Here is a 20,911-nt window from a genome sequence, read left to right on the forward strand (position 1 = left end):
TCGCTATAGCCCGGACTGCAATGTCAGCTGACGGCCTCAGGGACTCTCCAGGTGATGGAGGACCTTGCCACTCAATCATCACCTCAGCCCCTTCATCTCGCCCTCGATGTTCCGCACCGCCCCGGCCTCGAAACTGGCGACCGGATAGGCGCAGTAGTCGGCGGCGTAGTAGGCGCTGGGCCGATGGTTGCCGCTGGCGCCGAGGCCTCCGAAGGGCATGTCTCCGGCGGCCCCGGTGGTCGGGCGGTTGAGGTTGACGACGCCCGCGCGGATGCGGCGGATGAAGCGGTCCCAGTTCGCCGGGTCGTCGGAGATCAGGCCGGTGGACAGGCCGTAACGGGTGGCGTTGGCCTGCGCGATCGCCTCATCGAAGGAGGCGACGCGGGTGACCGACAGGAAGGGGGCGAACATCTCCTCGTCGGGGACATCGACGCCGGTGACGTCGAGGATGGCGGGGCGGACGAAGGCGGCGGGCAGGTTGTCGACGGGGCCGGAGGCGCGGATGACCTTCGCGCCAAGAGCGATACGTTGCTGGAGCGCGGACAGCGCCTGCTCGGCCGCGCGCTTGGAGATCAGGGGGCCGCCGTAGGGCTCCGGCGTCGCGTCCCAGGGGGCGAAAATCAACCGATCAACCAGGCTGTTGACGGCCTCGATCACGGCGTCCCCGGCCGCGCCCTCGGGCACGATCAGGCGGCGCGCGCAGCTGCACCGCTGGCCCGTGGTGACGAAGGCGGACTGGACGACGAGCCCGGCGACGGCCTCGGCATCCGCGGCGTCCCAGACGACCAGCGGATTGTTGCCGCCCAGCTCCAGCGCCAGGATCACGTGCGGATCGTCCGCGAACTTGCGCCGGAAGTGGGCTCCCGCCGCGCCCGAGCCGGTGAACATCAGGGCGTCGATGGGCTGGTCCAGCAACGCGGCCCCGACGTCACGCCCGCCCTGGACGAGGTTGAAGACGCCCGCCGGCAGGTCGGCCTCCTCCAGGCATTCGGCGATCAGCTGGCCCGCATGCGGCGTCTCTTCGGACGGCTTGAATACGACCGTGTCGCCGGCGAGCAGCGCCGGGACGATGTGGCCGTTGGGTAGATGGCCGGGGAAGTTGAACGGCCCCAGCACAGCCGCCACGCCGTGCGGACGATGGCGCAGGGTGGCGTGGCCGAAGGTGGTCTCGGACGTGCGCTCTCCGGTTCGCTCGTCATAGGCGCGGATGGAGATGTCGACCTTGCCCGCCATTGAGCCCAGTTCGGCGGTGGTCTCCCACAGGGCCTTGCCGGTCTCTCTGGAGATGGCCTCGGCGAAAGCAGGGGCGCGGGCCTTGAGCGCGGCCTGGTAGCGCTTCATCGCCGCGATGCGCTCTTCGCGCGGGCGGTCGGCCCAGTCGGGAAAGGCGGCGCGGGCGGCGGCGACGGCCTGTCCGACTTGATCGGTAGAGGCCTCATTGCCGCGCCAGACGCGGGCCTCAGTGGCCGGGTCGAAGGAGGCGAAGCCGTCGCCGCCGCCTTCGGTCCACCGGCCGTCGATGTAGAGCCTGCCGTCCGTCATGGGGTTCTCACGTCTTGACCCGCGCGACCTCGCCGTCGCCGAGCTTGAGCGCGTCCGCGACCTCGGGGGTCAGGCGCACGGTTTCGCCTTCGATCTGGGCCTTGGCCCGGACCGCGCGGAAGGCGGAGACGCTGTCGGTCGAAATCAGGGCAGGCAGTTCGGCGTCAACATCCTCAGTGATGCGGACGGTCAGGCGGCGCGCGTCGCGCACGGTGCGGATGTGGTCGCGTTGGCACGACACAGTCGGGCCAGCGTCGAAGATGTCGACCAGTCCGTTGGGCCGGAATCCTTCGGATTCCAGCAAGGCCATCGCCGCCACCCCTTGAGGATGCACCTTGCCGATCACGGCGCGGGCGGGTTCGGGCAGGAGGTCGACGTAGATCGGGTGGCGAGGGGCCAGATCCAGGATGAACTGCTTGTCCGTCGCGCCGGTCATGAGATCGGCCTGATCGAACTCCATCGGGAAGAACTTGTGGGCGACATGATCCCAGAAGGGGCAGGCGCCGTCGGGGGTGAAGACGCCGCGCAGCTCGGCCAGCACCATGTCGGCGAACAGCTCGGGCTCGGCCCCGATCAGCATGTAGCGGGACTGGCTGAGCAGTCGGCCCGCGCCGCCCTTTCGCCGGTCAGCCTTCAGGAACAGGGACCCGACCTCGGTCCAGCCGGTGCATTCATTGACCAGTTGAAGCGTCTGGTGATCCAGGCGGATGTTTAAGGAGGGCGAAGACGCCGCCTGATTGGCCAGGCGGAACGAGAAGAACGGCCGCTTCAGGCCGACCGCCGCTTTGACCGAGGCGATGCCGTCCACGTCGCCTGTGTCGGTCTCCTCCATCATCAGGGTGTACCAGCGGTCCTGGGGCGGCAGGACGCCCGAGAAACTGTCGCGGCTGACGTCGAGCCGCTCGACCAGCTGATCCGGGTCTTCGGGCAGACTGGTGAAGCCGGGACCGGACAGGATGGCCAGCTCCAGCAGGTGATCCAGGTCAGCGGGACCGGCAGGACGGACGACGAGCATCAGGTGCTCTCCATCCGCAGGCGCTTCAGGGCCAGCGCGTCGATCTCGCCGGATGCGATCTTGCAGAGCATTAGGAGCGACAGCTGCGCCCGCTCAACGAAGCTGTCGGGCCAGGCGAACTCGTCGGTTGAGTGGATCAGCCCGCCCCGGACGCCCAGGGTGTCGATGTTGGGCAGGCCCGCGGCGTGCAGGTTGTTGCCCTCGCAGACGCCGCCGGAGGGGGACCAGGCGATGGTCTGGCCCAGCAGTGCGCCGGTCTGGCGAACGGCCTCGAACAGGGCGGTTTGGGCGGCGTCCATCGGCTTCGGCGGGCGGGTGAAGCCGCCGTGCAGCGCCAGCGTCAGGCCTTCGAAGGGCGGGGAGGCGGCGATATCATTGATGGCGGCCTTGATCCAGTCGGCGGCGGCCTGGTCCGGGACTCGGACGTTGAAGCGAACCACGGCGTTGTCGGCCACGACGTTGAGCGCCCCGCCGCCCGAGATGCGCGCGACGTTGACGGTGACGCCGTCGCGCTGGCCGTTGAGCACGTGCAGCGCCGCCGCGACCACGGCGGCGCCGGCGACGGCGTTCCGGCCCTCGTCGAAGGCGCGGCCGGCGTGGGCAGCCTTGCCGGTGACGATCAGATGGAAGTTGCCGCTGCCCTTGCGGGCCCCGGCCAGGGTTCCGTCGGCCAGCGCCGGCTCATAGGTCATGCCCACATGGCCCCGCGCGCCGAGCTCGGCCAACAATGGTGCCGAAGCTGGCGAGCCGATCTCCTCGTCCGGCGACAGCAGGACGGTCCAGCCGACGCGGTCCTTGTCCGGATGGGTCTCGAACGCCTCCAGCGCGCCGAGCATGACGGAAATGCCGCCCTTCATGTCGGCGATGCCGGGGCCGTTCAGCGCGCCGTCGGGGCGCGGGGTCACGGTCTGGAAGGCGCTGTCGGCCGGATAGACGGTGTCGTAGTGGCCGGTCAGGACGACCTGGATCGGCGCCTCGGGCCGGGCCGTGATCTTCAGGGCGTCCGCGCGGGCCTGGGGCCTGAGCGAGCCGTCATCGGCGACCGTGGAAAAGCCTTGGGTCGCAACACGCGTCACGTCGGCGGGCAGGCGGGCGGCTTCGGCCTCCAGCAATGCCAGGGTCGCCTCAAGCCCCTCGGCATGATCGCTGCCGGAGTTGACGTTGGCCCATTGGATCGCGCGGTCGACAAGGACCGCGCCCCCCCGCCCGACCAGGTCGAGGGCGGCATGATCCTGCTGTAGAATCCGCATGGACCGCTTCTAGCCGGGCGCGCGGCAAAGGTGAACCCCGGCGATCGTCACAGCTCCGCTTGTGTAAGGGTTCCTTGTCATGTAAAGGATCATTGTCATTTGCAGGGAGGGCCCCATGGCCAGCGTGATCACAGGAATGAACCCCACCGCCCCGCTCCGGACCGAAGCGGACGCCGAAGCCGCGGCGAAGGCCAGCGCGATCTCGATCTTCATCGGGGTGATCGTCGCCCTGGTCAGCGTGGGCTGGTCCTTCGCCAATCCCCAGGCCATGCAGGACGCGGTCGCCTCGGCCGCCGGCGGGGGCGAGGTGAACGCTGAGGCCGCTGCGATGGGCGCGCAGTTCGCCCTGTATCTGACCGGTGGGCTCGCCCTGGTTCAGCTGATCTTCGGCATCGTGCAGTGGCGCAATCCGGGCAAGTGGATCGCCATTCTGTTTCTGGTGCTCTTGGCCTACGGCATCCTGTCGACGGCGGCGACGCCGCTGCTGGCGGGCATGGTCCCGAACGCGCCGGTGATCCCGACCTGGCAGATCGCTTTGTCGCTGGTAATCATGGTGATCCAGGTGGTGCTGCACATCGCGGGCCTGCGCGGCATCAACAAGCTGGATCAGTTCCAGATGGAAGCGGCGCGCTAATCCGCGTCGCGGTTGGGGCGTCGGTCTTCGCGGCCCGTACCAGGCACGCGGGATTGGCGCCGCCAGCGGATCGACAGGCTGGCGTCGCCCTGGCCGCCGAAGCGTGAGCTGACCGCGAGGTTGCGGCGCACCTGCCATTCGACGTTGACGGCGGCTCCGCCTTCGCCGCCACCGATGATCTCCAGATAGACGTCGTCGGTGATGTAGCGGCCGCCCGCCACCGTCAGGGCCGAAGCCTCGCCGCCGAAGGACAGGCGGTCCAGGCCGGCCAGTTCGCGCAAGTTTCCGATCACGTCGAAGCCGCCGCCGCCCGCCAGCGAGGCTACGCCCGCCGCCAGCTGAGCCGCCTCGAAGGCTGACAGCTGAGACGCCGAGCGGCCGAACAGAACCTGGGACAGGATCTCGTCCTGCGGCAGCTGGGGCGTGGAGGTCAGGGTGATCTCGGGCCGGGCCGCCGTGCCCGTGACGCGGATGGTGGCGGTCAGGGCCGGGTCATCGCGCGTGGCGGTAAGGTCGAGCCGGATCAGGGAAGGATTTGTCGACAGCGACACCGAGCCCCGTTCGTCGAAGACGAAGCGCTTGCCGGCGAAGTCGTAGTCGCCACGGACGATGCGGGCCGTGCCGGTCAGCTGGGGCTGGCTGACCGTGCCCTGGACGCGGGCGTTGACGTTCAGGAGCACGTTCAGGCCTCGACCCGCGACGCGCACCTCGCCGCCCCGCGAGCGCAGGCGGATGTCCAGGCCGATCTGAGGACCGCGTGAAGCGGTGGCCGCCTCGTCGTCCTGGACGGGGTCGCCGCCGGGGCGGTTGATCTCGACCACGTCCATGCGGACGATGCCGCTGGAGCCCGGCGGATTGGCCTCGATCCGGGCTTCGTCAACGTTGATTTCGCCCGACAGGGTGATGTTGCCGTCGGCGGCGCGGACCACGGTCAGGGGACCGGAGGCGCGGGCCTCGGCGATGTCGTTGTCGATGATGCGGAAGCGGGTGAGGGCCAGCTCGAAGTTGGAGCCGGAGCCCTCGCGCAGGCCAATGCGGCCGTCGCCGGAGACCGTGCCGCCGGAACCATCGGTGGCGGTGAAGGTCTGGATCAGGGCGGTGGCGTCGTCGAAGCGGGCGGCCAGCGTCACGTCGTTCAGCGTCAGGCCCGAGCCGTTGTCGCGGAAGCGGCCCTGGGCCAGCGTCAGGTTGCCGTTGATGAGCGGCGCGGCCAGGGTGCCCCCCAGCGTAGCGGAGGCGTCGACCTGGCCGGCCAGGGAGCGTTCGCCGCCGAAGAAGACGTCCCAGATCGGCTGGATCTGGCCGTCGATGTCGACCTCGCCCGACATGGGCCGGGTGCGGGCGATGGCGAGGCGCAGGGGCGCGGCGGAGGCCTCGACCGGCAGGGTGACGTCGGCGGTGGCGGTGACGGCGTTCGTTCCGGACGCATCGGCCTGGAGCCGCAGGGTGTCGTTCACGAGCGTGGCGACCACGGCGCCGTCGACGCTGAGCCCGCGCGGGGCGTCGATGCTGCGCAGGCCGACGAGGCGTACGTTGGCCGAGCCGGAGAGGTCGTCGTCGGTTCCTCGAAGCGAGACGCGGCCGGTGACGCTGCCGCGCAGGTCGGGCGCGATGGAGCCCAGTTCGACGCTGGTCAGGTCGGCCTGGATGACGGCCGCGTCGGCGTCCTGACGCAGCTCGCCCAGCAGCACGCCGCCGCCGATGGCGAGGTCGACGCGGGCGACGCGGCCGTCGCCGGCGAGCGCGATGACGGCGGGGTTGCGGGTCGAGAAGGCGATCTCGCGCACCCGGCCGTCGCCCGACAGGGTGACGCTGGTGGCCTCGCCCTGGCGCGAGAAGACGCCGGAGCCGTCGAAGGCGACGGGCGTGGCGCCCCCCACGTCGGCGACGAGGGTGAAGGGCAGCCGCTCCAGCGTGCCGCGACCGTTCAGCTCGAGCGTGCGGATGGTGTAGCCCGACCCGGCGAAGCGGACGTCGCGGCCGGTCACGTCGAGAATGGCGGTCTCCGATCCCGCGCCCTCGGTCAGGCGCACTCGGCCGTCGGCGGTCCCGGCGGCGAGGAAGGCGCCGGGGCGCGCCGTGAACGTCAGATCGGCGCTGGAGGGCGTGTTGTTCGCGAGGGCGATGGAGCCCTGGGCCGTGACGCCGCCGGCGTTCAGGTCGACATCGGAGAGACGGATGCGGTGGCCGCCGAGGAAGAAGTTTCCCGACGCCCGGGCGGGGCCGTAGTTCGATCCGGCCGTCAGCATGACGCGGCCATCGGAGGCGTCGGCGCCCCGACGGAAGCTGAGGATCAGGTCGGCATCGGTCAGGCGGAGCGCGCCCGCCGCGAGGCTGGCGAATCGGGCTGTCAGGTCGGCGCGGGGCTGGGCGAGGGTGCCGGTCAGGGCGCCCTGTCCGGTCATGGCGCCGTCGATGGCGACCGGGCCGACGCCGAAGGGGCCGCGGGCGATCCAGTTCAGGGCGAGGCGGAGGCGACCCTGGGGCTCGATCACGCCGCGCGCCGAGGCTGTGCCGGCCGCCCCGGTCAGATTGGCGCGCTCGACGGCGATGCGACCGTCGTCGAGGCCGCCGACGAACTGAAGCCGGGGCGCGGCGCCGAGCAGGCGGTCGAGTTCCTCCAGCCCGGTGGCGAGGCGGGTTCCTCGTCCGTCGAAGTTGAGGGTCCAGGGCGCGCCGGAGCGGGTGGACGCCGCGGTGATCGGGCCGCCGAAGGCGCCGCGCGCGCCCCGGCGGATGCGGCCGACGTCGGTGATGCGGGCGTCGCCCCGGAAGCTTAGGCCGCCGAGCAGGTTCCGTTGGCCGGCGCCCGTCAGGGTCAGAGCCTGGCCACGCGCGTCGATGCGCTGGAGCAGGAGGGCGCCGTCGGCGAGGCGGGCGGCTTCGAATTGCACGCGCGGCGAGGCCCCGAGCAGGGCGCCGACGATGCCGGCGCTGCGTCCTCCCGCCGCGGTCAGGTCGCCCGCGATCTCGTAGCGGCGGGCGTCGGCGGAGACCGAGAGGGGGCCGGAGACGACGGCGGCGGCGTAGCTGGCGAGCGTGGCCTGTTCCAGCCGCACGGCGCCGTCGAGCGCCCAGAGGTCCGCGTCCCCGGTGAAGACACCCTCGTAGCGGGCCGGGCCGCCGGTCGGGGCGCCCGTCAGGCGGGTCAGTGACGGGGTGGAGACGGCGAGCGACACGCCCTCGTCCAGCACGCTGCGGTCGGTCAGGTTCACCCGGCCCCGGGCGCTGGACTGCAGGTTCTCGGATATCAGCCGCCAGGCGACGCCGTGGACCGTAGCGTCGTCGCCTTCCGGCACGGAGGCGAAGCCGAAGCGGGCCGTGCGGCCGATGCGGCGGACGAAGGGATCGAGCAGGTCCGAGCCGCTGAAGTCGAAATAGCCCGAGATGCGCGACCCGGACGCGCCGTAACGGCCCCGGATGGTCAGGGGCGTGAAGTCGCCGGTGCGCACCGTGGCGCTTACCGCCTCTCCGTTGACCACGGCCGAGGCGTAGAAGGGCTGGTCGGGCGAATAGCCGAGCGACCCGGCCAGCGGGCCGCCGTTGGCCTCGTTGGCGCGCAGGTTCAGCCGCAGGTCCTCGGGGCCGTCGCCGATCGTGCCGACGAGGCGCAGATAGTCGCCCGGCCGGTTCAGACTGACGGCGTTGATGGTGGCGGATTTGTTTCCGCGACGCGGCGCGTTCGCCTCGCCGTTCAGGCGCCAGCGACCGTACTCCTTGGAGAAGCCTTCCAGCAGTTCGACGTTCGCCTGGAAACGGTCGATGTCGATGTCGAGCGGGAGGGGGCGGGGCGGGCGGCCGTCGGGCGGCTCGACCTGGGGGCGGCGCAGCAGCTGAATCCGATCCGCCGTGATCTCGGTGGCGTGGAAACGGCGGGTCAGGAGCGGCCAGTAGGTCCAGTCGACGCGCACATTGCGGGCGTCCAGCCAGACGCCCTGGGCGTCGGTGACGGTGACGCGCCGGAGGGTGAAGTCGTCGAACAGATCGCCCGACAGGCCCTCGACGTTGATGCGGCCATAGCGGCCGATCTTCTTGCCCGCGACGAAGCTGGTGACCAGTTCGCGGCCCGGGCCGGAGACCAGATACATCCGCCCGCCGATGGCCAGGATCAGGGCGAGCGCCAGAAGGCCCGCGAGCGCCATGCCGCCGAAGAAGGCCAGGGCCTGCAACCGCGTGCGGCGACGCTTTTCGGCTTTCGCCGGGGTCTCGGGTTCGGGCGTCTCTGGCGTGTCGGTCAAAACGCCTGACCGATGCTGACGTAGATTTGGAAGTCGGCGTCGCCCTCGCGCTTGTCGAGCGGGAAGGCGATGTCGGCGCGGATCGGTCCGAAGGACAGGTTGTAGCGCGCGCCGACGCCCACGGCGTAGCGCAGGTTGGAGAAGTCCGGCGCCTCGTCGAACCCGACGGCCCCGGCGTCGACGAAGGCGACGGCGCCGAAGTTGCGGCCCAGGTCACGGCGGATCTCGGCCGACACCTCGAACAGGCTGAGGCCGCCGCGCGGGGTGTTGTCGGGCAGGCGAGGGGCGACGCCCTGATACTCATAGCCCCGGACCGAGCCGCCGCCGCCCGAGTAGAACAGCCGGTCGGCCGGAATGGTCAGTCCGTCGCCGCCGAGGATGGAACCGAGCCGGATGCGCCCGGCGGCAACCGTCTTCGCCCCATCCTGCACCGGGATGTAGCCGGTCAGCTGGGCCTCGGCGCGGAGGAACAACAGCGAGTCCTCACCGGTCACAGCCGTGGGCTGGACGTTCAGCGTGGCGCGCCAACCTGTCGTCGGGTTCAGCGGATCGTTGGACTGGTCCAGATAGGCCGAACCGCGAGCCGTCAGGAGGGCTAGGTCGCGGCTGATGGCCAGGGGCGCCTGGGTGACGGGATCGAAGCGGCTCTCATCGTACTTGCCGGCGTCCAGGCCCAGGCCGTAGCTGAACCAGGAAGTCTTTCCGAGCCTCTGGCGGATGTCGGCGGCGAGAACGGCGGCCGTGCGTTCGTAGGCGTCGGTGTCCTCATTCACCACGGCGGCGGAAAGCGCCAGAGTCTGGCCGGGCTGGCGCCAGTGGGGCAGGGACAAATCCACGCCCAGACGGCTGTCGATATCAGCCAGGCGCAGCTGGAACCGCAGGGTGTCGGCGCGACCGAAGCGGTTATGATAGGTCCACAGACCTTCGATGCCCGAGCCGTCGGCGGTCGAGAAGGTGGCGCCGGCCTCGACGATCCGCCGGGGACGGTCGGTCAGGGTGACCATGACCGGCCGGGTTCCGTCCGGCAGCGCCTGATCCGCCGGGGTCAGGGCGACGTTGACGCCGTCATAGACGCCGGTTTCCAGAAGGCGGCGCTCCAACTCGGCGACCTGTTCGGGATCGTATCGATCACCTTCGCGCCAGGGAGCCAGGGCGGCGACCCAGGCCGGATTGGTGCGTCCCGCGGTCTCGACCCGAACGTCGTCCAGGCGCACCAGCGGGCCCGAGGCGATTCGATAGGTCGGAGCTACGGTGAGGGCGGCGTGGTCGACGACGACGCGGCGGGGCTGGACGGCGGCGTCGGGATAGCCCTGCTCGGTCAGGCTGGCGATGATCCGGCCTTCAGCGGCGATGACGTCGGCGGCGCGGCCGGGCTCGCCGGGCTCCAGATCCAGTTCGGCCCGGGCGGTCTGGATGACCTCTGGCGTCGGCTCTGGAGAAACCCACTGGATGGCCGGCTCGGCGAGCCTGAATCGTTCGCCGGGCTGGACGGAGACGATGGCGACCGGCGTCTCCTCGCCCTCGACGATGTCATCCAGCACCGGCTGATAGTAGCCCTCCGACCGCAACAGCGCCTCGGCGGACTCCAGTGCGGTTCGGGCGCGGCGACGCGCCTCGAAGCGGTTCGAAGGCGGGCCGTCGACCTCACCGATCGCCTGACGCAGCTGTGCGCGGAGATCGTCAGGCAGGTCGCCTCGGATCTCGGCGCGGGGATCGGCCCGGGCGACGCTGACACACAGCCCGGCCGCCAGAACCGCTCCGGCAAGGATGCTGAACTGGTGACTGGCTGGGGGCAAACGCGGGGCCTCGGGTCAGGATAGGTTTCGGCGGGCGGCCGAGACGACGTTTCCGCAACCAGCCAAACACGACAGCCTTGTGGCAGGGCCTAGTAGAACAGCGTCTCGCTTTCGGGCTGGACCGATTCGGCCGAGTTCGGATTGGCGGGCGGCAGCTGACCGTTGTCCAGCGGCGGCGGCTGATCCGTCGGCGCCGTCGTATCGGCGGCAGGGGCCGCCGCATCCTCGGCCGCGGGCGCAACCGGGGCCTCGATGGGCGGGGGCAGTTCCGCCTGGCGCGGGGCCGGTGCCTCGCAGCCGGACAAACCGAGAGCCAACGCCGAACCTGTAAACAAAATCAGACGCTTCATGGAACTTCTCCCCCCGATGTCGTGCGCACCAACGCGCGGCATGAATGCCCGTTCCATAGCTTGGCAGGGTCGTGTCGTCACGGGTCTGCGACTTCAACTGTTCCTTTGCTTCTCGGTGCCATCCTCGGCCACATGGGAGAGAGCGCAAGCATTTCTGCGAACGGCTGGGCCATGATCGCCCATGTCCGGTTCCGCGAGCTGAAGACGCGGATGGGCCTCGCCGTCTTCATCGCCGTCACGGCCTGGTTTCTGACGCGCGGCATGTGGCCGGCGATCTGGCTTGGCCTTGTGGCCACGACCCAGTTCGTGGACTGGCTGGCCTTCCGACGACTGAGACTTAACCCTTCGGTCGAACCGTCGCGTCTTTACAAGACCGTGCTGTGCGCGGTCGCGTCGATTAACGTCGTCATCTATTCCGGCATCGCGGTGATACTCTGGATCAATGGCGGAGACGCCGGACGGCTGTTCGCCTTGATTCAGGTGGCCGGGGGTCTGCTGCACGTCAGCCTGCACATGCACCATGTCCGGCCGCTGCTTTTTTCGGCCGTCATCCCACACAGCCTCTACTTTCTGGGCATACCCATTGCGGATGGCATCGTCGCCGGGAGGTGGGAGGACTTCCTGATCGCTATCGGTGGCGTGCTGTTCATGACTCACCTGGTCGTGGCCGTGCGTCAGAGTTCCATGACGACGAAGGCGCTGCAGGAGGCCAACGCCGAAGCCCAAGCCCAGCGCAGGAAAGCCGAAGTGGCCAGCGCCGCCAAGTCGGACTTCCTGGCTGTCGTCAGCCATGAGATCCGCACGCCAATGAATGCGGTCATCTCGGCGGCAAACCTGCTGCGTCGCACCCGGCTGGATCGGGAGCAGCGCGAGCATGTGTCAATGCTGCTGGACGCCGGCGACATGCTGGTGGGCTTGCTCAACGACGTGCTCGACTTCTCCAAGATCGAAGCCGGCAAGATGCAGCTGGAATCGTCGGAGATGGACCTGCGCGACAAGCTCGCCTCGCTTGGGCGCCTGTGGCAGCCGAAGGCCGAGGCCAACGGGGTCCGACTGGCCATCCAGATCGCGCCGAACGTGCCTGACTGCGTGCGGACCGATCCGCTGCGCTTCCAGCAGATGCTGTTCAATCTGCTTTCCAACGCCGTGAAGTTCACCGAGGACGGGTCGATCACTGTGTCCGTGGATTGGCGCGAGGCCGATCGGCGGCTTATCGTGGCGGTCGCCGACACCGGCTGTGGCATCGCCCCGGACCGGCTGGGCAACATCTTTGACAGCTTCGAACAGGCCGACGCGGGGACGACGCGCAAGTATGGCGGGACGGGGCTGGGTCTGGCGATCAGCCGCCGTCTGGCCGAGATCATGGGCGGCAGGCTGACGGCCGAAAGCGTTGTTGGCGAGGGCTCGACCTTCACCCTGGATCTGCCGGTCGAGCCGGTCCAGAGGACCGAAAACGCGCCGAAGCGCGCGGCGGCTGACGAGAACATGCTGGCCGGCCGGGTCATTCTCGCGGCGGATGATCACGCGGTGAACCGGCACATCCTGTCGCTTCTGCTGGAGCCTCACGGGTGCCAGCTGGTGCTGGTCGAGAACGGCGCCGAGGCGGTCGAGGCGGCGATGAGCCAACCCTTCGACGCCATTCTGATGGACATGCAGATGCCGGTGATGGACGGGCTGACCGCTACGGCGCGCATCCGGGCCGAAGGCATGAACCGCAAGACGCCGCTGATCGCCCTGACCGCCAATGCGATGGATGTGCACCGCGCCGCCTGGGACGCGGAGGGGGTCCACGCCTTTCTGACCAAGCCGATCGATCCGGTGCTGCTGGCTGCGACCCTGGCCGAGGCTTGCGCCGAGGCGGTCGAGGTGCGTGAGGCGGCGGTCGCCTAGGTCCAGCGCGCCAGGACCGAGGCCAGGGCTTCCGTCGAGGCGCGCTCCGGCGTGTGGACCGCTCCGTCGAAACGCGGCGCGGGCGAAGGCTGAACCGGGTCGCCAGACAGGGTGGCGCGCGCGACGTTGTGCGGATGCTGCGCGGCCTCGGCGAACGTCAGCACTGGCGTGACGCAGGCCTCGCTCCCCTCGAAGTGCGCCGCCCAATCGTCGCGGGTGCGGGTCGCGAAGATTTCGGCGAAGCGGGCGTGGAGCGTGGGCCAGCCGCTGGGCGGAAACTGGGGCGCTCGGGCTGGATCGAGGCCCAGGCCGACGAGCAGGGCGGCGTAGAAACGGGGCTCCAGCGCGCCCACGGCGACGAACTTGCCGTCGGCGCAGGCGTAGCAGCGATAGAAGGGCGCTCCGCCGTCCAGCAGGTTGGTGCCGCGCCCGGTCGACCAGAGGCCGCTGGCCGACAGGGCGTGGAACAGGCTGGATAGCAGCGACGTCCCGTCCGTCATTGCGGCGTCGACGACGCGGCCCTGTCCGGTTTGGCGCGCCTCGATGATGCCCGCGAGCACGCCCGTGACCAGCAGCATGGCCCCGCCGCCGTAATCGCCGACGAGGTTCAGCGGCGGGCGGGGCGGGCGATCGGGCTCGCCCATGGCGTGTAGCGCGCCGGTCAGGGCGATGTAGTTGATGTCGTGGCCGACGCTGTTCGCCAGCAGCCCCGTCTGGCCCCAGCCGGTGATGCGGCCATAGACGAGGCGGGGGTTGCGGGCCTGACAGGCATCCGGACCGAGACCCAGACGCTCCAGCACGCCGGGGCGGAAGCCCTCGATGACGGCGTCGGCATGGGCGATCAGATCGAGGACGGCGGCGCGGTCTTCGTTTGATTTCAGGTCCACGGGCACGGCAGCGCGGCCGCGATGGAGCACCGCCCCGCCGACGTCAGCGAAAGCCGAGGCGCCGTCGGCGCGGGTCAGGCGCAGCACCTCCGCGCCGAGGTCGGCCAGCATCATCCCGGCCAGGGTGACTGGCCCCAGCCCGTCGAACTCGATGATGCGGACCCCCGCCAGAGGCTGCATGCGCCTGTCCTTTTTCCCTGCCGGTCTTGACCCGGCGCCTGTCATGAACCAGAAGGCGCAACCGCGAAACGGCCAGCCCGTTTCCGCGCCGCGATGTGCGTCCTTAGCTCAGTTGGTTAGAGCATCTGACTTTTAATCAGAGGGTCCTCGGTTCGAGCCCGAGAGGACGTACCATTCTTTCTGGCGCTACCGCTCGCGACGCGGTCGCTCGCTGCTTGAGCGCATGTTTGTGGCGCTACCGCTCGGCTCGGGGGGCCTCGTTGCTTGAGCGCGCGATCGTTTGCATCCTATGGTGACGGCTGAAAGCCGAGGGGGATCGCCATGAAGTTCGTCGTCGTCGCCGCTGTTTCCGCGTTCGCGCTGGCCGCATGCCAGCAGCCCGCAGAGCCCGCCGACGCGCCGGCCGCGACCGGCGCGGCCGATCCGCAGCCGTCCGAGATGATGCAGCAGACCTTCTCGTCCTGCGAATGGGGCAAGGTGGAGGGATCGGGCCTGGCGGTGTGGAGCTTCGCCTGTCCCGCGGAGTTCGGGAACGTGCGGCTGGTGGCCGATCCGGCGCTGCCTGGGTTCTCGCTGGAGGGGACCCAGGACGGGGTGACGTCGCGCAGCCCCGCGATCGTCGTGTTCGAGAAGGCGACGGGTGACGACGTGTCGGCCATCATCGAGCAGGTCCGGGCCAAGTCGCCGGGGCCGGATACGGCGACCTGCGCGCTGGAACAGATCGAGGGCGAGAGCATGCTGCCCAACGCCTGGACCTTCGTGCCGACGGGCGAGGCCAAGGCGCGCTGGGAGGCGGCGGTCGGCGGCGATGAGCTGGGCGATGCGCCCGAGCAGGGGCCGTGCGGGCCGCTGGGGCCGCAGATCGTGGGCGATCGGGCCTTCGTCGTCGTGCCAGGCGATCCGACCAAGGTGGCCTTCATCGAGTTCGGCTCGGAGATCCAGATCTTCGATCCGGCGACGCTGCGCGCCGGGGGCTGATTGGGCGTGAGGGTCGTCGGCGTCCTCGCCTGCGTGCTTCTGGTCTGCGGCTGTTCGGCGGCGCGGCAGATCGGCGAGGGCTTCGGCGATGCGGCGACACAGCCGCTGGTCGATCTGAACGTGCGGCGCGAGCAGATCCCGACCGTCCTGCTGCAGGCCCAGGCCAATCCGTATGACCGGCGCAATCTGAACCAGTGCACGACGATCCGGGCCGAGGTGCTGCGGCTGGACGAGGCGCTGGGGCCGGATCGGGATGAGCCGCCGCGGCCGGATGCGCCGACGCTGAACGAGCAGGCGCAGGATGCGTTGGCGGAGGCGGCGCTGGACGCCATTCGGGACGCGACGACGGACTTCATTCCCTATCGCAGCTGGGTGCGGCGGCTGTCGGGGGCGCAGGCGCGGTCGCGGGCGGTGCAGGACGCGGTCGAGGCCGGGCGGCTGAGGCGCGCCTATCTCAAGGGGCTGGGCATGCGGGCCAACTGCGCGCCGCCGGCCTCGCCCGCGTGGTTCCGGCCGACGGGGGCGTCGCGGCGCTAGTTCGAGACGTGCCGCGCATGGAAGTCGCGGCGGAACTGTTCGAACCGGCCCGCCGTGATGGCGTCGCGCATGGCCGCCGTCAGGGCCTGGAAGAAGGCGATGTTGTGCCAGCTGAGCAGGGTCTTGCCGAGGATCTCGTCGGCGCGGATCAGGTGGTGGAGATAGGCCTTCGAGTAGGCTGAGGACGCCGGGCAGGGGATGGTCGGGTCCAGCGGGTCCTGGTCCTCGGCGAAGCGGGCGTTCTTCAGATTGACGGGGCCGCCCCAGGTCCAGGCCTGGCCGTGGCGACCGGCGCGGGTCGGGAGAACGCAGTCGAACATGTCCACCCCGCGCCAGACGGCCTCGACCAGATCGATGGGCTTGCCCACGCCCATCAGATAGCGGGGCCGATCGGCGGGCAGCATGGCAGGCGCAAAGTCCAGCGTCTCGCACATGGCCTGATGGCCCTCGCCGACGGCGAGGCCGCCGATGGCGTAGCCGTCGAAGCCGATCTCGATCAGGCGGTCGGCGGATTCCTTGCGCAGCCCTTCGAAGGTCGAGCCCTGCTGGATGCCGAACAGGGCTTGCGTCTCGCGCGTGCCGAAGGCGGCCTTGGAGCGGGCGGCCCAGCGGGCGGAGAGTTCCATGGCGGCCTTGGCGCGGGGCTCCTCCGCCGGCCAGGAGACGCATTCGTCCAGCTGCATGACGATGTCGGAGCCCAGGCGGTCGGCCTGGATCTCGATGGAGCGTTCCGGCGACAGGACGTGCTTGGAGCCGTCGATGTGGCTGGAGAAGGTGACGGCGTCCTCCTTCACCTTGGAGATGCCCGCCAGGGACATGACCTGGAAGCCGCCGGAATCGGTCAGGATGGGTTTGGTCCAGCCCATGAAGCGGTGCAGCCCGCCCAGCCGCTCCATCCGCTCGGGCCCGGGGCGCAGCATCAGGTGATAGGTGTTGCCCAGGATGATGTCGGCCCCGGTCGCGGCGACCTGATCGACCGTCATCGCCTTGACCGTGGCGGCGGTGCCGACCGGCATGAAGGCCGGGGTGCGGATGTCGCCGCGCGCGGTCTGCAGCACCCCGGTTCGGGCGCGGCCGTCGGTGGCGGCGATGTCGAAGGCGAACGGCATGGGCGGCGGGTTCTAGAGGCTTGGCGATGCGGGGTCGAGAGCGGCCATGCGCCATCGCTCTTCCGCTGTGAACGGGTGGGAAGGGCGGGCGGAGCAGCCGGGCCTTCGCCCGGAGACCGTGAGGGTTTGTGTTTCGGCGAACGCTGACTGCTCCGCGCGGCTGGTCTGATCGGAAGCGGACGGCCCCGCGTCGCTCGAAGCCGACTGACCGGGGACCAACGGCCCTGTTAGAGCCTTGCCGCTACTGACGCCTCCGGCGGGAAGGTCGGCGTGCTTGCGAAAGCCGATCCCCTGAACGCGGCAGGTCTTCTGCCTGCCGCCTTTTTGGTGGGCTACCGCCTGGAACGCGGTTCCAGGCTACTTGAGCCCGGGACCCTCGCTCCTGACAGGGAGCCCACGCCACCCCCTTGATCCGGACGCCGGACGACCGCTCTTCACGGCCTCCGGTCGTTGGACCTCGGGAGCCCCCGCTCCAACCGCTCCCGCCGCGACAAGCTCGCAAGGCCTTGCGCCCTTCCCACGCGACGGAACCGGAGGTGATTGTAAGGCAGGTTTCAATGAGGGCGCGTTCGCGACGTCTCGAACGCGACGGGCGTTGATTTTACTCGCTGATTCCGGGCGTCGTTGGATGATTGAGAAAAACAGCGCGAGTGCCTCCCTCTCCCTCTGGAAGAGGGAAATCTAATCCCCGTGCTTGCCGATGCTTTCCCACTCGGGCGGGGCGGCCTTGTGGATGTACTGCTCGGAGACGAGCCAGCCCTTGAACGGGCGCAAGACCAGCACGCAGGCGAGCGCGATCAGGGGGAAGGTCACGGCGAAGTGGACCCAGATCGGGGGCTGGACCGTGAACTCGAAGGCCATGAAGGCGATCATGCCGACCACGCCGATGGCGCTCATGGCGAAGAAGGCGGGGCCGTCGGCGGGCTCGGCGAAGCCGTAGTCCAGGCCGCAGACGGGGCAGGCGTCTCGGATCGTCAGCAGGCCCTTCAGCAGAGGCCCCTTGCCGCAGCGGGGACAGCGGCAGCGGAGACCCGTCGACAGGGTCGACAGGCGGGGCCATTCGGCGGGGGTGGGGTCGGTCATGGGGGCTCCTGTCGGCCTTTGGGGCCAAGGCATCAAGGGGTGTTCGGTCACACCCCGTTAACCGGGTCGAAAGGGCGATCGGGCGATTCAGGGCCGACATGGCCCGCGCGCGATCCAGGACCGCGATAGGACGCACTTCGACGGCGCTCGGCGTCGCGGGGACGATCGTGCTCGCGCCCGTGCTGACGGGCGTTGCGCCGGTGCTGGCCCAGGAGGCGGGGCAGGCGGCGCTGGACCCGGTGACGATCCGGGTCGGGGCCAATGAGGGCTTCACGCGGGTCGAGTTCGCAGGAGTCGTCGGCAGCCGGGCGCGGGTGCGTCGGGAAGGGCAGACCGTCATCGTTCGCGTCGGCACGACGGCGGCACCGGATGTTAGCCGGCTGAAGGTCGATCCGCCGCCAGGGGTGGCCGAGGTCCAGACCCGCGCGGTCATGGATGCGACCGAGATCGTCGTCAACCTGGCCGAGGGCGCGGATGCGCGCTCGGGCGTCGCCGACGGGGCGGTGTTCCTGAACCTGTATCCGGCCGGTGCCGCAGCCCCGGTCGAGGCCGCCAGCGCCGTTCCGGCCGGCGGGGCGGTTCCGGTTGCGGCGACGACGGCTGAGGATCGCGTCACCCTGACCTTCGGCTGGGCTGCGCCGGTGGGGGCGGCCGTGTTCCGACGCGGGGAGGCGGTCTGGGTCGTGTTCGACACCGCCGCCCGCATGGACATGAGCCGGGCCCGCGAGCTGGGCGTGGCGTCAGACGCGCGCTGGGCGGTCGGGCCGGACTATACCGCCATCCGCATCGCCGCGCCTGAAGGGCTGGCGGTCACGGCCAGTGGGCAGGGCGCGCAATGGACCGTCACCATCGGTGGGCCGGGCGGCGGCGGCTCGGGCGTTACGGTTGATCGCAACGATGCGGGCACGACCTCGCTGGTGGCGACCATGGCTGGCGCGACCAAGACGGTCTGGCTTACCGATCCGATGGTCGGCGACCGGTTTGCGGCGGTGACGGCGCTGGCCCCGGGCAAGGGGTTCGGCGACCGGCGCCAGACCGTGGATCTGACGCTGCTGCCCACCGCGCATGGTCTGGCAGTCGAGACGCCGACGGACGACCTGATGATCCGCGCCGAGGGCGATCTGGTGACGCTGGGGCGGCCCGGGGGGCTGATGCTGTCGCCGCCGTCGATGGGGCTGGAGGCGGCCGCGCCCGCCGAGGCAGAGACGCCCCGGAGGGCGGATTTTCCGGCTCTGGTTCTGGCGGACTGGGCCGGGGTCGGCGAGGAAGGCTTTTCGGCGCGGCACCGGCGGTTACAGGACGCGGCGGCGGAAGAATCGATCGCGGCGTCTGACAATCCGCGCGCGCCCATCGCGGCGCGGCTGGCCTATGTCCGGTTCCTCGTCGGATCAGGGCTGGGCTATGAGGCCATCGGCGTGGTCAACGCCATGTTCGCGCAAACCCCCTCCTTACAGGGCGAGCCGGAGCTGAGGGGGCTGCGCGGGGCCGCGCGGGCCTCCATCGGTCGGGTGGAGGAGGCGGCGCTGGACTTCGGCGCGGGCGCGCTGGCGGGGGATCCGTCGGCGAAGGTGTGGCAGGGCTGGATCGCGGCCGAGCAGGGTGACTGGGCCGGCGCGCGCCAGGCCTTCGCGGCGGGCGCGGCGGCGATCGACCAGTTCCCGGCGGAGTGGCGGGCGCGGTTCGGGGCGGCGCATGCCATGGCGGCGCTGGCGACCGGCGACCTGAACGCGGCGCGGGCCTTGCTGGCCTACAGCTTCTCGCAGGACGCGCCGGCGGCGGACCAGCTGACGGCGCGGCTGGTGCAGGCGCGGCTGTTCGAGATCGACGGACAGACCGATCGGGCGCTGGCGGTCTACAAGGCCATCGCGCGGGCGCCGCTGGACGCGATCGCCACGCCGGCGAAACTGGGCGTCATCAAGATCGAGATGGCCAAGGGGACGATGACGGCGGACGCCGCGGCCGGTCAGCTGGAGCAGCTGAAGTGGCGCTGGCGGGGCGATGCGACCGAGCTGGCGGTGATCCGGACGCTGGGCGAGCTCTATCTGTCGCAAGGCCGCTATCGCGAGGCGATGGATACGCTGAAGCGGGCGGGGAACCGGTTGGCCAATCTGCCCGGAGCGGCGGAGATCCAGGCGGACCTGAGCGAGGCGTTCAAGGCGCTGTTCCTCGACGGGGCGGCCGACGGGCTGCAGCCCGTGCAGGCGCTGGCCCTGTTCTATGACTTCCGCGACCTGACGCCGGTGGGGGCGGACGGGGACGAGATGGTGCGGCGCCTGGCGCGGCGGCTGGTGGACGTGGACCTGCTGGATCAGGCGGCGGAGCTGCTGCGCTATCAGGTCGAGAACCGGCTGGAGGGTGTAGCCAAGGCCCAGGTGGCGACGACGCTGGCGACGGTGCTCTTGATGGATCGACAGCCCGAGCCGGCGTTACAGGCGATCTGGAACTCGCGCACCACGCTGCTGCCGAGCGCCCTGAACGCCGAGCGCCGCGCGCTGGAGGCGCGGGCCCTGATGGAGCTGGGTCGCTACGACCATGCGCTGGAGGTGCTGGGCGACGACCGCTCGGCGGAGGCCAATGGCGTGCGCGCCGACACCTTCTGGAAGCAGGAGAACTGGTCCGGCGCGGCGGCGCTGTACGAGGCCCGGCTGGGGGATCGGCACGCGGACACGGCGCGGCCCCTGACGCCGGACGAGGAGAGCCGGGTGATCCGGGCGGGCGTGGGCTATTCGCTGGCGCGCGACGGCGGGGCGCTGGCGCGGCTGTCGCGGAACTATGCGCCGTTCGTGGCCAATGCGCGGTCACAGGCGGCCATGCGGATCGCGCTCGATGGGCTGGACGGCATGGACGGCGTGGCGCGGGCCCAGGACTTCGCCGGGCTGACGGCCTCGGCGGATACCTTCACGGGCTGGATCACCCAGATGAAGCAGCAGATGCGGGAGCGGACGGGCGCGGCTCAGGCCGGGGCCGGACAAGCGACGGGCGGGAGCCGCCCTGCGACCCCCGCCCGTGCTCAGGCTCAAGCCCCAGCGGCCGCGAGACCCGCGGCCGGCTAAGCGGCTTACTTGTTGACCGCGTCCTTGAGCGGCTTGGACACGCGGAAGCGCACGGCCTTCGACGCGGCGATCTTGATGGTCGCGCCGGTGGCCGGGTTGCGGCCTTCGCGGGCGGCGCGGGCCGCGGTGTCGAACACGCCCAGGTTGGAGATGCGGACGTCGCCGCCAGCCGTCAGCGACTTGTGGATGTTCTTGACGATGGCGTCCAGAACGCGGCCGGCGTCGGCCTGCGAGACACCGGCATCCTTGGCGACGGCGGCGATGAGTTCAGCTTGAGTGGTCATAAGGGTCGTTTCCCGAAAAGCTCGCTACCGATTCCCGGAAGCGATGACGGGGGGATCAACGCGCCTTTCCCCGGACAATGCAAGC

Annotated in this window: 15 protein-coding genes and 1 tRNA gene; 6 read left to right on the forward strand and 10 right to left on the reverse strand. The window is 70.3% G+C overall.

Features of this window, described 5'->3' with window-relative positions:
* Positions 1-78 precede the first annotated feature (78 nt).
* The 3 genes from astD to Q333_RS0103210 are packed head-to-tail and all read right to left on the reverse strand — an operon-like array spanning position 79 to position 3,807.
* Positions 79-1,542, reverse strand: coding sequence for a succinylglutamate-semialdehyde dehydrogenase (gene astD / locus Q333_RS0103200; RefSeq protein WP_029415303.1), 1,464 nt, complete (start codon positions 1,540-1,542; stop codon positions 79-81).
* A gap of 7 nt (positions 1,543-1,549) precedes the next feature.
* Entirely contained in the window at positions 1,550-2,557 is a 1,008-nt protein-coding gene (locus Q333_RS0103205) for an arginine N-succinyltransferase (protein WP_029415304.1), read from the reverse strand.
* On the reverse strand, positions 2,557-3,807 hold the full coding sequence (locus Q333_RS0103210; protein ID WP_029415305.1) for a hydrolase: 1,251 nt from the start codon (positions 3,805-3,807) through the stop codon (positions 2,557-2,559). The genes Q333_RS0103205 and Q333_RS0103210 overlap by 1 nt, the downstream gene beginning before the upstream one ends.
* Before the next feature lie 115 nt (positions 3,808-3,922).
* On the opposite strand from Q333_RS0103210, the gene Q333_RS0103215 reads away from it, so the two are divergent.
* Positions 3,923-4,441, forward strand: coding sequence for a hypothetical protein (locus Q333_RS0103215; RefSeq protein WP_029415306.1), 519 nt, complete (start codon positions 3,923-3,925; stop codon positions 4,439-4,441).
* On the opposite strand, the gene Q333_RS0103220 is transcribed toward Q333_RS0103215, so the two are convergent.
* The 3 genes from Q333_RS0103220 to Q333_RS0103230 all read right to left on the reverse strand — a co-directional run bounded on the left by Q333_RS0103220 (position 4,438) and on the right by Q333_RS0103230 (position 10,825).
* Complete coding sequence (locus tag Q333_RS0103220; RefSeq protein ID WP_029415307.1) at positions 4,438-8,679, reverse strand: translocation/assembly module TamB domain-containing protein; 4,242 nt, start codon at positions 8,677-8,679, stop codon at positions 4,438-4,440. The genes Q333_RS0103215 and Q333_RS0103220 overlap by 4 nt on opposite strands.
* On the reverse strand, positions 8,676-10,475 hold the full coding sequence (locus Q333_RS0103225; RefSeq protein WP_342667370.1) for an autotransporter assembly complex protein TamA: 1,800 nt from the start codon (positions 10,473-10,475) through the stop codon (positions 8,676-8,678). Before Q333_RS0103225 ends, Q333_RS0103220 begins: the two co-directional genes overlap by 4 nt.
* An 89-nt stretch (positions 10,476-10,564) precedes the next feature.
* Positions 10,565-10,825, reverse strand: a complete 261-nt coding sequence (locus tag Q333_RS0103230; protein WP_029415309.1) for a hypothetical protein — start codon at positions 10,823-10,825, stop codon at positions 10,565-10,567.
* A gap of 171 nt (positions 10,826-10,996) precedes the next feature.
* Between Q333_RS0103230 and Q333_RS16305 the strand changes: the two genes are divergently transcribed.
* Complete coding sequence (locus Q333_RS16305) at positions 10,997-12,715, forward strand: ATP-binding protein (protein WP_051651086.1); 1,719 nt, start codon at positions 10,997-10,999, stop codon at positions 12,713-12,715.
* Here the strand turns inward: Q333_RS16305 and Q333_RS0103240 are convergent.
* Positions 12,712-13,782, reverse strand: coding sequence for a CaiB/BaiF CoA transferase family protein (locus tag Q333_RS0103240; RefSeq protein ID WP_029415311.1), 1,071 nt, complete (start codon positions 13,780-13,782; stop codon positions 12,712-12,714). The two genes, Q333_RS16305 and Q333_RS0103240, sit on opposite strands and share 4 nt — an antisense overlap.
* Positions 13,783-13,879: 97 nt before the next feature.
* Here Q333_RS0103240 and Q333_RS0103245 point away from each other — a divergent pair.
* From Q333_RS0103245 to Q333_RS0103255, 3 genes are all read left to right on the forward strand, one after another.
* Positions 13,880-13,956 (forward strand) — tRNA-Lys (locus tag Q333_RS0103245).
* 147 nt (positions 13,957-14,103) lie between these two features.
* Positions 14,104-14,760, forward strand: a complete 657-nt coding sequence (locus tag Q333_RS0103250) for a hypothetical protein (protein ID WP_029415312.1) — start codon at positions 14,104-14,106, stop codon at positions 14,758-14,760.
* Between the two features lie 6 nt (positions 14,761-14,766).
* On the forward strand, positions 14,767-15,297 hold the full coding sequence (locus tag Q333_RS0103255; RefSeq protein WP_029415313.1) for a hypothetical protein: 531 nt from the start codon (positions 14,767-14,769) through the stop codon (positions 15,295-15,297).
* Here Q333_RS0103255 and tgt read toward each other — a convergent pair.
* The gene (tgt, locus tag Q333_RS0103260) at positions 15,294-16,406 is read right to left on the reverse strand and encodes a tRNA guanosine(34) transglycosylase Tgt (protein WP_029415314.1); all 1,113 of its coding nucleotides are present in this window, start codon (positions 16,404-16,406) and stop codon (positions 15,294-15,296) included. The genes Q333_RS0103255 and tgt overlap by 4 nt on opposite strands.
* Before the next feature lie 681 nt (positions 16,407-17,087).
* Positions 17,088-17,489, reverse strand: coding sequence for a DUF983 domain-containing protein (locus Q333_RS0103265; protein WP_029415315.1), 402 nt, complete (start codon positions 17,487-17,489; stop codon positions 17,088-17,090).
* Between the two features lie 167 nt (positions 17,490-17,656).
* Between Q333_RS0103265 and Q333_RS0103270 the strand changes: the two genes are divergently transcribed.
* On the forward strand, positions 17,657-20,542 hold the full coding sequence (locus Q333_RS0103270; RefSeq protein ID WP_245591467.1) for a tetratricopeptide repeat protein: 2,886 nt from the start codon (positions 17,657-17,659) through the stop codon (positions 20,540-20,542).
* A 5-nt stretch (positions 20,543-20,547) separates the two neighbouring features.
* Here Q333_RS0103270 and Q333_RS0103275 read toward each other — a convergent pair whose 3' ends face one another.
* Complete coding sequence (locus Q333_RS0103275) at positions 20,548-20,826, reverse strand: HU family DNA-binding protein (RefSeq protein WP_029415317.1); 279 nt, start codon at positions 20,824-20,826, stop codon at positions 20,548-20,550.
* Between the last annotated feature and the right edge of the window lie 85 nt (positions 20,827-20,911).

This window comes from Brevundimonas bacteroides DSM 4726, from assembly GCF_000701445.1.
Lineage (GTDB): Bacteria > Pseudomonadota > Alphaproteobacteria > Caulobacterales > Caulobacteraceae > Brevundimonas > Brevundimonas bacteroides.

What these genes read in the sequence shown, in the direction of transcription:
- Q333_RS0103230 (WP_029415309.1), bottom strand. Translation starts at nt 10,825, where the DNA reads ATGAAGCGTCTGATTTTGTTTACAGGTTCGGCGTTGGCTCTCGGTTTG.
- Q333_RS0103250 (WP_029415312.1), top strand. Translation starts at nt 14,104, where the DNA reads ATGAAGTTCGTCGTCGTCGCCGCTGTTTCCGCGTTCGCGCTGGCCGCA.
- Q333_RS16305 (WP_051651086.1), top strand. Translation starts at nt 10,997, where the DNA reads ATGATCGCCCATGTCCGGTTCCGCGAGCTGAAGACGCGGATGGGCCTC.
- Q333_RS0103205 (WP_029415304.1), bottom strand. Translation starts at nt 2,557, where the DNA reads ATGCTCGTCGTCCGTCCTGCCGGTCCCGCTGACCTGGATCACCTGCTG.
- Q333_RS0103215 (WP_029415306.1), top strand. Translation starts at nt 3,923, where the DNA reads ATGGCCAGCGTGATCACAGGAATGAACCCCACCGCCCCGCTCCGGACC.
- Q333_RS0103240 (WP_029415311.1), bottom strand. Translation starts at nt 13,782, where the DNA reads ATGCAGCCTCTGGCGGGGGTCCGCATCATCGAGTTCGACGGGCTGGGG.
- Q333_RS0103265 (WP_029415315.1), bottom strand. Translation starts at nt 17,489, where the DNA reads ATGACCGACCCCACCCCCGCCGAATGGCCCCGCCTGTCGACCCTGTCG.
- Q333_RS0103275 (WP_029415317.1), bottom strand. Translation starts at nt 20,826, where the DNA reads ATGACCACTCAAGCTGAACTCATCGCCGCCGTCGCCAAGGATGCCGGT.
- tgt (WP_029415314.1), bottom strand. Translation starts at nt 16,406, where the DNA reads ATGCCGTTCGCCTTCGACATCGCCGCCACCGACGGCCGCGCCCGAACC.
- astD (WP_029415303.1), bottom strand. Translation starts at nt 1,542, where the DNA reads ATGACGGACGGCAGGCTCTACATCGACGGCCGGTGGACCGAAGGCGGC.
- Q333_RS0103210 (WP_029415305.1), bottom strand. Translation starts at nt 3,807, where the DNA reads ATGCGGATTCTACAGCAGGATCATGCCGCCCTCGACCTGGTCGGGCGG.